This is a genomic window from Qipengyuania profundimaris (assembly GCF_030717945.1).
Classification (GTDB): Bacteria; Pseudomonadota; Alphaproteobacteria; order Sphingomonadales; family Sphingomonadaceae; genus Qipengyuania; species Qipengyuania profundimaris.
Window position 1 is genome coordinate 2,395,520 of the sequence record NZ_JAVAIM010000001.1, and the last position, 12,373, is coordinate 2,407,892.

Here is a 12,373-nt window from a genome sequence, read left to right on the forward strand (position 1 = left end):
AACAGCGAGCCATGAAACCCTCTGCATTGCTTCGGTCTCGGCGGTTAGTGCGGTGTCATATAGCCCACATTCTGGTCCGAGTGGTCCCCACTCTCCCCCCTCGCGCCACCGCATCTGATAGGTAAACGAACCGTCATCTCGCTTGGATATGATAACCTGCTCGGTATGATCGGGTTTGGTGTGCTGGCGGACGAACTTGACCATTAAACACCCCTACTATCGCCGATGTCCGCTAACCACCCACAATCCGTCTTTCAGCCAACCGGCTGCGGGGCATTGCCTCTCTACCCTCCCGCCCATTTTTCCTGCCGCCAGGTGATCGAAACCCATGATGTTCAATGATCGCGTCATTTCGACAGTCGAAGCCGAATTTGGGCTAGATTGGCATGACTATCGCTTCGTGGAATTCTTTTCGGGCGGCGAACTTTTCGCGCTGAACGATCTCGGCGACAGTTTTGGACCCAAACCATGGAGCGTAGTTTCTCCTTTCGATGGTGAGCTGAAAACGGGCAACAACTTCCGGTTTGAGACCTTCGATTATTTTGACCAATCGCTCCTCGCATTACCGGAAGACCGCAGCATCGTGGTTCAAATCTATCCTTATGCTGGTGTCGGACTCTTGCTCTCAATGAAGCAGCGCTCTCCGCTCGTGAAACGGTCGAAGCGGGCGCTCGATAATTTTCTTAGTTCGATAGAGTCCGAACTCACCGGCTGTCGTGATCGCAAACTTCGCGAGCTGTTGATCCAGGCCAAGGAATACGCGCTCGATCTCGCTGCAAAAAAGCGCGAACTCTAAGCTAATCCTTCTTCCGCCTCCGCCAAGCATGGAGCAGCGGTTCGGTATAGCCGCTCGGTTGCTCCACGCCCTTGAAGATCAGGTCCTTCGCCGCGCTGAAGGCCGGGCCGTCCTCGTTTTCGAGCAGCGGTTCATAGAATGGGTCGCCCGCGTTCTGTTCGTCGACCTTGGCGGCCATGCGGCGCAGGCTGTCCATGACCTGATCCTCCGAGATCACCCCGTGCAGCAGCCAGTTGGCGATGTGCTGCGAGCTGATGCGCAGCGTTGCGCGGTCTTCCATCAGGCCGACGTCGTTGATGTCGGGCACCTTGGAGCAGCCGACGCCCTGGTCGATCCAGCGAACCACGTAACCGAGCAGGCCCTGGCAGTTGTTGTCGAGTTCCTCGCGGATTTCGTCTTCGGACCAGTTCACGCCATCGGCCAGCGGAATCGTCAGCAACTCGTCCAGTTTCGCCGCATCGGGCAGGCCCTTCTGGATCTCGAACACGTCCTCGCGGTGATAGTGGATCGCATGGAGCGTCGCCGCAGTCGGGCTCGGCACCCAGGCGGTGTTGGCGCCTGCGCGCAGGTGGCCGATCTTCTCAATCATCATCTGGCCCATGAGGTCGGGTGCGGCCCACATGCCCTTGCCGATCTGCGCGCGGCCCGCGAGGCCATGCGCCAGGCCGATGCCGACATTGCGCGCCTCATACGCCTTGAGCCAGGCGGAGTTCTTCATCTCGCCCTTGCGCATCATCGGCCCGGCCCGCATCGAGGTGTGGATTTCGTCGCCCGTGCGGTCGAGGAAGCCGGTGTTGATGAAGACGATCCGGTCCTTCACCGCATGGATGCAGGCGGCAAGGTTGGCGCTGGTGCGCCGTTCCTCGTCCATCACGCCGACCTTGACGGTGTGACGCGGCAGGCCGAGCAAATCCTCCACCGCATCGAACAGGTCGTTGGTGAAGGCGCATTCGTCCGGCCCGTGCATCTTGGGCTTCACGATATAGATCGATCCGCAGCGCGAATTGCCGAACTTGCCGAGGCCCTCGACATCATGCGCACCGATTGCACTGGTGAGGACGGCGTCCATGATGCCTTCGGGAATTTCGCCGCCGTCCCAGCGCATCGCCGGATTGGTCATCAGGTGCCCGACATTGCGCACGAACATCAGGCTGCGACCGGGCAGCTTGTGCTCCCCACCCTCGCTGTCCGTGTAAGTCTTGTCGCCCGCCAGCGTACGCGTGAGCGTCCGGCCGCCCTTCTCGAAGCTCTCTTCGAGATCGCCGCGCATGATGCCGAGCCAGTTGCGATAGGCGACCAGCTTGTCCTCGGCATCGACTGCTGCGACCGAATCCTCGCAATCGGCGATCGTGGTCAGCGCAGCTTCCAGATTGATATCGGCAATGCCCAGCCGGTCGGTCTTGCCCACCTGGCTGTCGGGATCGACTACGATCTCGACGTGCAGGCCATTGTGCCGGAATAGCGGCCCTTTATCGGTTGCGCCGACGAGTTGCGATGGATCGGCAAGTGCGAGGTCGTCGAGACTTTCGAGATCCGCCCAGCTTCCGCTCGCAAGCGGCAGGATTTCGTCGAGCAGCTTGCGCCCTTCCGCGATCACTGCCGCGCCGCGTTCTTCGTCATAGCCACTGGGCTTCGCCGGAGGCGCATCCAGCGCATCGGTGCCGTAGAGCGCATCGTAGAGGCTGCCCCACCGCGCATTTGCCGCGTTCAGCAGGAAACGCGCGTTGAGGATCGGCACCACCAGCTGCGGCCCGGCCATGGTCGCGATCTCGGGATCGACATTCTGCGTGCCGATGGTGAAATCGCCCGGTTCGGGCACGAGATAGCCGATCTCTTCCAGGAACGCGCGATAGGCACCGGCGTCGTGCGGCTGGCCAGCGCGCTCGCCATGCCACGCGTCGATCTTCGCCTGTAGGTCTTCGCGCTTCGCCAGCAGCGCGGCATTGCGCGGCGCGAACTCGCTCAGCAGTGTCGCGAACCCCTGCCAGAACCCGTCCACATCGCGCCCGAGCGGTTGGAGCACGTCGGTTTCGATAAAGGTAGCCAGCTGCGGATCGACCTCGATCCCGGCGCGCGTCACATAATCGGTCATGGAACTCCTCTAGGGGTATGCAAATCACAATTTCGGCCCGGGGAGGAGGCGTTCTCCATAACGATGGTCCGTGACATTGCAACCTGCTCACAGTGCGCAGGGGTGGACTTGCGGTGTGCCATGGCTAGAGACCGTTGCCGATGAAACCGGACGCCACCCCGCAAGCCTTTCTCGATGCCGTCGATGCCGACACCATGCTGCGCGAGGTGCAGGACTGGGCGGCGATCAACACCGGCACCGGCAATCTGGACGGGCTGGCCACCATGGCGGGCAAGCTTGCCGATGCGTTTAGCCAGCTTCCCGGCGAGGTCGAGCTGCTGGAGCCCGCGACCGTCACCGCAATCTCCGCCGAGGGGCGCGAGTTCGAGAAACCGCATGGCGAACACATGGTCCTGCGTGTGCGGCCAGAGGCGGAGCGGCGGTTTGTGCTCACCGGGCACATGGATACCGTCTTCCCGGCAGATCACCCGTTCCAGGAGGTTAGCTGGCTCGACGACGAGACGATCAACGGCCCCGGCACCGCCGACATGAAGGGCGGCCTCGACGTCATCCTCCATGCGCTGAAATTGTTCGAGACGACCGAGGGCGCATCGCGCGTCGGCTACGATGTTATGATCAATTCGGACGAGGAAACCGGCAGCCTCGCCAGCCGCGGCCTGATCGAGGAGCTGGCGCGTGGCAAATACGCCGCGCTGACCTACGAACCCTCCGCTCTTCCCGACGGCACGCTGGCCCATGCGCGCGGCGGCACGGGTAATTACTCGGTCACGATGACCGGCAAGAGCGCGCACGCGGGCCGCAATCCACAGGACGGGCGCAACGCTATTGTCGCGGCAAGCGACCTGGTGCTGCGCGTCAAGGCGCTCGAGGCCGAGGACATCACCGTCAATCCGGCCAAGATTGAGGGCGGTGCGGCGAACAATGTCGTGCCCGACCTCGCAGTCCTTCGCTTCAACATCCGCCCCAAGTCAACCGACGCGATGGAGCGCTTCGATGGCGAGCTCGACGCGATCCTGCGCCTTATCGAGGCCGAGCACGAAGTCGGCGTCCACCGCCACGGCGGCGTCACCCGGCCGCCCAAGCCAGTCGATGGGAAAGCGCAGCGCCTGTTCGATCTCGTGAAAGACTGCGGTGCCCAGCTTGGTCAGCAGATCGGCTGGAAGAGCACGGGCGGCGTGTGCGACGGCAATAATATCGCGGCCACCGGCGTTCCGGTGGTCGATACCATGGGCGTGCGCGGCGGGGCGATCCATTCGCCTGACGAGTTCATGATCGTGCCATCCCTGCGCGAACGCGCCGCCCTGTCGGCGCTGGTGCTGACCAGGCTTTCGACCGGAGATCCCCTGTGACCTTTCGCTTGCGCGCCGCGCAGATCGGCGACCTCGAGCATCTTTACGAGATGGCCAAGCTGACCGGTGGCGGCTTCACCAATCTGCCCGCAGATCGCGCCGCGCTAACCAGAAAGCTGGAGCGCGCCGAAGAAGCCTTCGCCCGTACCGAGAACACGCTGGGCGATGACGTGTTTACGCTGGTCCTGGAGAATAGCGAAAACGGCCAGGTGCGCGGCACCTGCCAGCTGTTCACGCAGGTCGGGCAGCAGTGGCCCTTCTACTCCTATCGCCTGACCACGCTGACCCAGCATAGCCAGGAACTCGACCGCACGGTGCGCGCCGAATTGCTGAGCCTCGTTACCGATCTCGAGGGGTCGAGCGAAGTGGGCGGCCTGTTCCTCCATCCGGGCGAACGCGCCGGCGGGCTCGGCCTGCTGCTGGCGCGCAGCCGCTATCTGTTCATCGCCATGCACCGCGCGCGCTTTGCAGACCGGATCCTCGCCGAATTGCGCGGCGTGATCGACGATCGCGGCGGCTCGCCCTTCTGGGACGGGGTCGCAGGGCGCTTCTTCGGCATGACCTTCCAGGAAGCCGATTATTTCAACGCCATTAATGGCAACCAATTCATCGCCGATCTGATGCCGAAACACCCGGTCTACATCGCCATGCTCAACGGCGAGGCGCGCAAGGTGATCGGCGTTCCGCACCCCAGCGGCCGCGCGGCGATGCGGATGCTGGAGAACGAGAATTTTGCCTACGAAGGCTATGTCGATATCTTCGACGGCGGGCCGACCATGACCACGCGGACAGACAGCGTGAAAAGCATCGCCGAAGCGGCGGAAAAGACGCTCTCCGCCACCGATCTCGACGACGGCGAGCGGGCGCTGGTCGCCACCGGCAAGCTCGGCGAATTCCGCAGCGCCTATGGGATGCGCCATATCGGCGACGACGGGACGATCGCGATCGATGCCGAATGCGCCGAAGCATTGGGCGTCGCCAAGGGCGATTCGGTATGGAGCGTCGCGCGGTGAGCAAGCTTGTCGAAATCAACTTCGACGGCATCGTCGGCCCGTCGCATAATTACGCTGGCCTCAGCCTCGGCAATATCGCCAGCGCGAGCCACAAGGGCGACCCCTCCTATCCGCGTGCCGCCGCGCTCCAGGGTATCGCCAAGATGCGCGGGAATATGGAGCGCGGGCTGGCGCAGGGCTATCTGCTGCCCCTCCCGCGGCCGAACTTTTCGCTGCTTGAGCGGCTTGGCGTCGATGAGGACACCGATCGCGCCTTGCGCGCTGCCGCATGGTCCGCGAGTTCCATGTGGACCGCCAATGCCGCCACCGTCAGCCCCGCGCCGGATACTGCGGACGGGCGCTGCCATCTGACGCCCGCCAATCTCGTGACGATGCTCCATCGCGGGCAGGAATGGCGCGATACGCAGGCGCAGCTGAAAATCGCCTTCGGCGACCGCGACCACTTCGCCGTCCACGATGCCGTCCCGCCCAGCTTCGGCGACGAGGGCGCGGCCAACCACATGCGATTCTGCGAAGGGCACGGCAGCAAGGGCGTCGAGGTCTTCGTTTATGGCCGACCAGGTGGCCGCTTCCCGGCACGCCAGCACGAACAGGCCAGCCGCGCGGTCGCTCGCCTTCACGATCTCGATCCCGCGGCCTGCGTTTTCATCGAACAGAACCCCGAAGCCATCGAGGCAGGCGCGTTCCACAATGACGTGGTCGCCGTAGCCAACGAGCGGGTGCTGTTCACGCACGAGCGCGCCTTTGCCGACCGGCAGGGCGCCTATGACGCGATCCGTGCGGCGTTTCCCGCGCTCGAGGTGGTCGAGGTGCCGGAGAGCGCAGTCAGCCTCGCCGAGGCGATCAAGACCTACCTGTTCAACGCGCAATTGGTCACTCTCTCGTCAGGAGAAATCGCATTGGTCGTGCCGAGCGAGTGCCAGGAAAGCGCCGCCGTGTGGAACTGGTGCGAGAATATGCTCGCGGGCAACGGGCCGATCCGCAAGGTGATCCCCGTCGATGTCCGCCAGTCGATGGCGAATGGCGGCGGCCCCGCCTGCCTGCGGCTGCGCGTCGTCGCCGACCCCGCCACGGTAGACGCCCGCTTCCTGCTCGACGAGCAGCGGGCGGAGCGGATCGAATCAATCATCGCCCAGACCTGGCCCGAGCAGATCGATCCGGCCGATATCGGCAACGAAGCTCTGGCAAAGACCGTGATCGAAGCGCGCGAGGCCCTGCTGGCCGTCCTGTCGCTGGACGAACTGGCATAACTCACGGATTTAGGTGGTTAACGCGCTGGACTGCGCGTCGGCAGCGCTTACACTCGGCGATGAGTTAACCATTCGATCGGCGGAACCGCGCGCTTGGCACGGGGTTTGCACGATGAAGGGTTAAGAAACGGAGACCGCAAAAGCGTGCTGACCAAGGTGAAACGGCTGTTCGTGATCAAGACGCGCTTCGAAGCGTATCTGATCATCTTCGCCCTCGCCTTGGGCGCCATGACCCGCGGCGCGCATTACACGGTCGAATATCCCGGTGTGGGCGGCTATCTGCTGTTTGCCGCGACGGCCGGCGCGGTGTTCCTCGGCGGCGCGAAAATCCTCGACGCGATCCGATATGAGCGCGAGGCGGCGGCAACCTCTCAGGACAGCGAAGACTAAGTCCAGATATTATCGTAGAAGAAGGTGGGGGTTTCTGTTGCTAGCTACCCCCGGAGCCCCGGAATCCGCTTCTGTTGCCCGGTGGGTCCGACCGCGCTTTAGCTTTGTAAGATCAGGGCGTTAGCCCGTCAGGTTACGCAGCGAGAGCGAGTGCTTCGTTATCGTTGGCACTTGTGTGTTGTGAACAGTTTCACGGGATACTCAGCCCGGGCGAAAACACCGTCTTTCAGCACACGTCGATCCTAGTTCGGCCCCGTCAGAAACCGCGTAAAATCGCGGGTTGTGGTGGAGCCGCCGGGTACTGCCCCCGGGTCCGTTGTACCTATTGCACGGCGCAGTTTATCGCCATAGCCGGTCGAAACCGGCGAGGTTCTATATAGAGCGTCGCAGCTTAATGTGAAGTGAGCAGGGGTTTTTGTCGGGTTCATGGTTTGGTGCGACTTCGACTTCCGTCGTAGGCTTAAGCTGTTCCATCCCTCGCCGCCACCCGGCCACCCAAACAGTATAGTGCCGTGGGTGGCCGGGTGGGGGCGTGGGACGGAACAGCAAAGTCGGGACGGATGTCCCGACCGCACGCGACCAAAAACCCCCTACCCCATCGGCCCCTTCTCGGCCGCGTAGTCCGGCGTCGCCGCATCGCCCTTCCGCAATTCTGCGAGAATCTTCTTCAGCACATCGAGCTGCGGATCGGTCGGCACCTCGTCGCTCGTCGAGCTGTCTTCGGTTTCCGCCTGCTTGGCCTTGATCTCGTCGCTGACCTTGTTGACGCTGCGCACCAGCATGAACAGCGCAAAGGCCACGATGAGAAAATTGATCATGGCGGTGATCAGCGCGCCATATCCGATCATCGCAACCCCGGCTTCCTTCAGCTGCTCGTAATTGTCGAGCGCGCCCTCGTAACCCTCGGGTATCTCACCGAGCCGCAAGAACCAGTTGGAGAAGTCGATGTCGCCGAAAATCCAGCCGATCAGCGGCATCAGGATCGCCTCGGTCAGCTGTGTCACGATGCCGCTGAACGCCGCGCCGATGACCACACCTACGGCGAGGTCGATCACATTGCCGCGTGCGATGAATTTTTTGAATTCCGTACCCAGGCTCATCCGCATTAACCCCTTTTTCGCCATGTTTTCTGGCACAGAGCGAATTTGCCCACAAGCACGTCGTTAATCTTGAATGATCGGCGAGGTGTGCTATCTTCATAAGTCAGTACCGTAATACTACCAAAGGACCCTCCCCATGACCCGTTTCGCCGCCCTTCGAACATCGATAGTTGCCGCAGCGGCGCTCGCCCTGTCGGCATGCGGCATCAACTCGGTGCCCACTGCGGAAGAGAACGCCAAGGCCAAATGGGCAGACGTCGAGGCCGCCTTTCAGGAGCGTGCCAATCTCGTCCCCAATCTCGAGCAGATCGTGATGAGCTCGGCCGAGCAGGAGCGCGAAACGCTTGAGGGTGTAATCCAGGCCCGCGCTTCCGCAACGCGCCCGGAAATCCAGCTGGATGGCGACGATCTCAACAATCCCGAAGCCATGGCGCAGTACCAGCAGGCCCAGAACACCTTCGGCGGCGCGCTGTCGCGCCTGATGGCCAATGTCGAAGCCTACCCGGAACTTCGCAGCCAGGAAAACTTCGGTCGTTTCATGACCCAGATCGAAGGCCAGGAGAACCGCATCCGTGTCGCCATCCGCGACTATAACGAGGCGGTCCGCCAGTATAACACCACCATCCGCACCTTCCCCGACACGATCGGAGCGAACATCATCCACGGTGCGGAGCCGATGGTGCCCTACGAAGCAGTGAGCGAAGGCGCGGAAACCGCTCCAGAACTCAACATGCGCGCCAGCGGCGACACTGCCACTGGCGCAGGGGCAAACGACAACACCAGCGAGCCTGCCGACGCCGCAGCCGCCAACTGAGCGGCCCTGCAATGCAGGCTTTGCTGCGACTGCTGTTGATCTGCGCCGCCGCGCTGGGCTTTGCGCTGCCCGCTGCGGCGCAGAACTTTCCCGAGCGCGGGACGGCTCCCGTTGTCGATGCGGCCAATATCATCGACCCGGCGACCGAGGCCGAGCTTACCGCCAAGCTCGATGCCTTCGAGGAAGCGAACCAGCGCCAGTTCGTAATCGCCACGATCCCCGATCTCGAAGGCTACGACATCGCGGACTACGGCTATCGCCTGGGCCGCGAATGGGCTCTGGGCGATGCGGAGCGCAACGACGGCATCATCCTGATCGTCGCCCCGAACGAGCGGCGGATGCGGATCGAGGTTGGCTATGGCCTCGAAGGCACGATCCCCGATGGCCTCGCCTTCGAATATATCGAGGGCATGAAGGACTATTTCCGCGCGGGCGACTATTCCGGCGGGATCAGTTGGGCGGCGGATGAAATCATCACCCAGCTCGAACTGCCGCCAGAACAAGCCGCGCAGGTTGCGCAGCAGGCCGAAGAGGCGCGCGAGAGCAGGGGTGGTTTCCCGCTCGGGGGCGCGATCTGGATCGCCTTTATCTTCTTTTTCTTCATCATCCCGATGCTGCGGCGCGGCAAGCGGCGGCGCTATGGCCGTGGCGGACGGCTGGGACAGGCAGCGGGCGACATCATCCTGTGGGAAGTCGGCTCGGCCATCGCGCGCGGCGCGCTGAGCGGTGGCGACGACTGGGGGGGCGGTGGCGGCTTCGGCGGAGGAGGCGGCGGCTTCGGCGGCTTCTCCGGCGGCGGCGGCAGTTTCGGAGGCGGTGGCGCCTCCGGGGGGTGGTAGATGGCACGCTATTTGAACGAAGCGCAGCACACAATCGTCAGCGATGCCGTTGCGGCCGCGGAGGGCACGACCTCGGGCGAGATCGTCACTGTGCTGGCGGACCGGTCGGACGGATATTCCGATGTCGTTCTGGTGTGGGCGGCGGGCGTGGCCTTCACACTGATGAGCCTTTTTGCCGTTCTGCCAAAGCCATTCATGGACCTTTGGGACGAACTCGTCGGCGGGTGGATGCACGAATGGACGACCGGCGAACTCGCCACCATGACGATTGCGCTGGGCCTGATCGGCTTCGCGCTGACCTGGCTGCTGCTGTCTTGGGATCCGCTTCGGTTCGCCCTGACGCCCTCGCCCGCGAAGCAGGCACGTGTCCGCGCTGCCGCCATCAAGCACTTCAAGGTCGGGGCGGAACGGCGCACCCATGGGCGCACCGGCGTGCTGCTTTACCTCTCGATGCAGGAACACCGCGCGGAGATCGTCGCCGACGAGCCTATCGCCGCGATCGTCCCGGCGGAGGTCTGGGGCGAAGCGATGGCCGACATGCTGGTCGAGATCAAACAGGGCCGTCTGGCCGAGGGACTTGCGGCGGGCGTGCGCGATGTCGGCGCAGTGTTGGCGGAGCATTTCCCGCGCGGCGACGAGGATCAGAATGAGTTGCCGGACCGGCTGATCGAAGTCTAAGCCTGCCGGGCAATGACCGACCCCATCGAAACCCCGGGCCGCGACCCGGACGCCGACCTGCCCGAAGAAACCATGTGGCAGGGCCGCTTCGTCACTGCCAAACGGCGGGGTCGCTGGGAATATGCCAGCCGCTCGCGCGGGATCAGGGCCGCCGCTATCATCGCCATCGACGATCAGGATCGCGTGATCCTCGTCTCGCAATACCGCGTGCCGCTGGGCCGCATCTGCCTCGAAATCCCGGCCGGCCTCATCGGCGACGACAAGGACAAGAGCGGCGAAAGCGACGTAACGGCCGCCATTCGCGAGCTCGAGGAAGAAACCGGCTATCGCGCTGCGCGAATGGAGAAGCTCGGCGAATTCTATTCCTCGCCCGGCATGGTGAGCGAAAGCTTCACCTTGCTGCGCGCGCACGGGCTGACCAGAACCGGCGAAGGTGGCGGCACGGACAGCGAAGACATCGTCGTCCACCACGTGCCTCGCACGCAGTTGCCGGAATTCGTTGCCCGCTGGCGCGCGATGGGTCACGGTGTGGATGTACGAATTGCGATGCTGATGGCGTCGCTGGACAGTTTTCTGGGAGAGAGTGGATGAGCGGCAGGTGTGAGGGCAAGCTGGCCTTGGTGACAGGCGCGGCGCAGGGTCTGGGCCGGGCGCACGCGACGCGGCTGGCGGAAGAAGGCGCACGGGTGCTGTGCACTGACATCAACGGCGCCGGGGCGGAAGAAACCGCTTCGCTGATCAACGGACAGCTGGGCGACGGCACGGCCTTCGGGTTTCAGCACGACGTCACCGATCCGGGTCAATGGGAAGCCGCCGTCGATGCGGCGCGCGAGAAACTCGGCGGGCTCAACGTGCTGGTCAACAATGCCGGCATCGGGGTCGGCGGAAACATCGAGACCTGCGATTTCGACGACTGGAAGCGCTGCTTCGCGATCAATGTCGATTCGATCTTCCACGGCTGCCAGAAGGCGCTGCCGTTGATGCGCGAGCATGCGCCGGGCTCTATCGTGAACATTTCCAGCATTGCCGGGCTGATCGCCAGCGACACCATGCCGGCCTACAATTCGTCCAAGGCGGCGGTATGGATGCTGTCCAAGTCGATCGCTCTGCACTGCGCGAAGAAGCACATGCAGATCCGCTGCAATTCGGTGCACCCGACCTTCGTCGATACGCCGATCCTCGACGGGACGGCGAAGAACCACAATCTCGACAAGGGTGTGCTGATGGACAAGCTGGCGCGGCAGATCCCGCTCAAGTTCGTCGGTGAACCGAACGATATCGCGAATGCGGTGGTCTATCTCGCCAGTGACGAGAGCCGGTTTATGACCGGGGCCGAACTCAAGCTCGATGGCGGCATTTCGGCGATGTGATCTCCACAGCCGTTAGAATCTCAGGGGGCTGGAATCACAAGAGGGGCCCGACGGCCCCTCCCGGTTTTCTCGAAATTGAAGGCACGGCCGACACGAAAACCGGGTCGGACGGCGCGGGGCCGTGCTCAATCCGCGATCAGCGCGATCGCGAGGTAGATCAGGATGAAGCTGCCGAAACCGAGCAGCGTTCCTGCGACGAAGCCCAGGCGAACCCAGAGTGCGTCGATGCCGAAGTAGTCGGCGATGCCGGAGCATACGCCCATCAGCTTGCCGTTGCTGCGGTCGAGCGCGAAGCTCTTGGCGGGGCGGACGGCGTGGTCGGTGTCACGAAATTTCAGGTCGTTCATGCGATCAGTCCATTGGGCGAAGCGGGGATGATGGCCGTGGCGAAGAACACCGCCGAGAGGGCCAGCGAGAAAGCAGCTGCGAAAAGCTTGCTGGAGTTTTCAGAGTTAAACATCGTTTCCTTCCTTGTTGATCGAGTTGCGGTCTACGTCAGGCGACGAAGACGGCGGGGCTTGCGGGGACGATGGCCATCGCCATGCTGACGGCCGAAACGGCGAGAGCGAAAACGGCGGCGAGAGCGCGGTTGCTGGCATAATCGAAAGCGGACATTTGGTGGTCTCCTTGAACCTTGGTCTGTTGTTTCCCCCGGACCATCCGGGTTGACCAATGCTTTGCA

15 protein-coding genes and 1 other RNA gene are annotated in these 12,373 nt (G+C 63.2%); 10 read left to right on the forward strand and 6 right to left on the reverse strand.

Annotated elements, in window-relative coordinates; genetic code table 11:
* Window positions 1-328: 328 nt before the first annotated feature.
* Window positions 329-796, forward strand: a complete 468-nt coding sequence (locus tag Q9K02_RS11840; RefSeq protein WP_305933077.1) for a hypothetical protein — start codon at window positions 329-331, stop codon at window positions 794-796.
* A 1-nt stretch (window position 797) separates the two neighbouring features.
* Here the strand turns inward: Q9K02_RS11840 and Q9K02_RS11845 are convergent, their stop codons facing one another.
* Window positions 798-2,888, reverse strand: a complete 2,091-nt coding sequence (locus Q9K02_RS11845) for a malate synthase G (protein WP_305933078.1) — start codon at window positions 2,886-2,888, stop codon at window positions 798-800.
* A 140-nt stretch (window positions 2,889-3,028) separates the two neighbouring features.
* Here Q9K02_RS11845 and Q9K02_RS11850 point away from each other — a divergent pair, with 140 nt between their 5' ends.
* The 4 genes from Q9K02_RS11850 (at window position 3,029) to Q9K02_RS11865 (ending at window position 6,890) form a co-directional block, all read left to right on the forward strand.
* Window positions 3,029-4,237 (forward strand): hydrolase, encoded by a 1,209-nt coding sequence (locus Q9K02_RS11850; protein ID WP_305933079.1) that lies wholly within the window; start codon window positions 3,029-3,031, stop codon window positions 4,235-4,237.
* On the forward strand, window positions 4,234-5,250 hold the full coding sequence (locus Q9K02_RS11855; RefSeq protein ID WP_305933080.1) for an arginine N-succinyltransferase: 1,017 nt from the start codon (window positions 4,234-4,236) through the stop codon (window positions 5,248-5,250). The genes Q9K02_RS11850 and Q9K02_RS11855 overlap by 4 nt, the downstream gene beginning before the upstream one ends.
* On the forward strand, window positions 5,247-6,500 hold the full coding sequence (locus tag Q9K02_RS11860; RefSeq protein WP_422785428.1) for an N-succinylarginine dihydrolase: 1,254 nt from the start codon (window positions 5,247-5,249) through the stop codon (window positions 6,498-6,500). Before Q9K02_RS11855 ends, Q9K02_RS11860 begins: the two co-directional genes overlap by 4 nt.
* A 144-nt stretch (window positions 6,501-6,644) precedes the next feature.
* Window positions 6,645-6,890 carry a hypothetical protein gene (locus Q9K02_RS11865; RefSeq protein ID WP_305933082.1) on the forward strand — a complete coding sequence of 82 codons (246 nt, stop codon included), beginning with the start codon at window positions 6,645-6,647 and terminating at the stop codon, window positions 6,888-6,890.
* A gap of 60 nt (window positions 6,891-6,950) precedes the next feature.
* Here the strand turns inward: Q9K02_RS11865 and ssrA are convergent.
* Both ssrA and mscL read right to left on the reverse strand, forming a co-directional pair.
* Window positions 6,951-7,295: a transfer-messenger RNA gene (gene ssrA, locus Q9K02_RS11870) on the reverse strand.
* Window positions 7,296-7,480: 185 nt separating this feature from the next.
* On the reverse strand, window positions 7,481-7,990 hold the full coding sequence (gene mscL / locus Q9K02_RS11875; RefSeq protein ID WP_305933083.1) for a large conductance mechanosensitive channel protein MscL: 510 nt from the start codon (window positions 7,988-7,990) through the stop codon (window positions 7,481-7,483).
* A gap of 136 nt (window positions 7,991-8,126) precedes the next feature.
* Here mscL and Q9K02_RS11880 point away from each other — a divergent pair, with 136 nt between their 5' ends.
* From Q9K02_RS11880 to Q9K02_RS11900, 5 genes are read left to right on the forward strand one after another with little or no spacing between them, the layout of a single operon-like run.
* On the forward strand, window positions 8,127-8,804 hold the full coding sequence (locus tag Q9K02_RS11880; protein WP_305933084.1) for a LemA family protein: 678 nt from the start codon (window positions 8,127-8,129) through the stop codon (window positions 8,802-8,804).
* Window positions 8,805-8,815: 11 nt separating this feature from the next.
* The gene (locus Q9K02_RS11885; protein ID WP_305933085.1) at window positions 8,816-9,643 is read left to right on the forward strand and encodes a TPM domain-containing protein; all 828 of its coding nucleotides are present in this window, start codon (window positions 8,816-8,818) and stop codon (window positions 9,641-9,643) included.
* Window positions 9,644-10,321, forward strand: coding sequence for a TPM domain-containing protein (locus Q9K02_RS11890; RefSeq protein ID WP_305933086.1), 678 nt, complete (start codon window positions 9,644-9,646; stop codon window positions 10,319-10,321).
* A gap of 12 nt (window positions 10,322-10,333) precedes the next feature.
* The gene (locus tag Q9K02_RS11895; RefSeq protein WP_305933087.1) at window positions 10,334-10,912 is read left to right on the forward strand and encodes an NUDIX hydrolase; all 579 of its coding nucleotides are present in this window, start codon (window positions 10,334-10,336) and stop codon (window positions 10,910-10,912) included.
* Window positions 10,909-11,691 carry an SDR family oxidoreductase gene (locus Q9K02_RS11900; RefSeq protein WP_305933088.1) on the forward strand — a complete coding sequence of 261 codons (783 nt, stop codon included), beginning with the start codon at window positions 10,909-10,911 and terminating at the stop codon, window positions 11,689-11,691. The genes Q9K02_RS11895 and Q9K02_RS11900 overlap by 4 nt, the downstream gene beginning before the upstream one ends.
* Window positions 11,692-11,816: 125 nt before the next feature.
* Here the strand turns inward: Q9K02_RS11900 and Q9K02_RS11905 are convergent, their stop codons facing one another.
* Genes Q9K02_RS11905 through Q9K02_RS11910 form a run of 3 tightly spaced genes read right to left on the reverse strand, consistent with a single transcriptional unit; the run spans window position 11,817 to window position 12,306 of the window.
* Window positions 11,817-12,038, reverse strand: coding sequence for a PspC domain-containing protein (locus tag Q9K02_RS11905; RefSeq protein ID WP_305933089.1), 222 nt, complete (start codon window positions 12,036-12,038; stop codon window positions 11,817-11,819).
* A complete protein-coding gene (locus Q9K02_RS14560; protein ID WP_422785429.1) occupies window positions 12,035-12,151 on the reverse strand; it encodes a recombination protein F in 117 nt (38 codons plus the stop codon). Before Q9K02_RS14560 ends, Q9K02_RS11905 begins: the two co-directional genes overlap by 4 nt.
* Before the next feature lie 35 nt (window positions 12,152-12,186).
* The gene (locus Q9K02_RS11910; protein ID WP_278328117.1) at window positions 12,187-12,306 is read right to left on the reverse strand and encodes a recombination protein F; all 120 of its coding nucleotides are present in this window, start codon (window positions 12,304-12,306) and stop codon (window positions 12,187-12,189) included.
* Window positions 12,307-12,373: the final 67 nt, after the last annotated feature.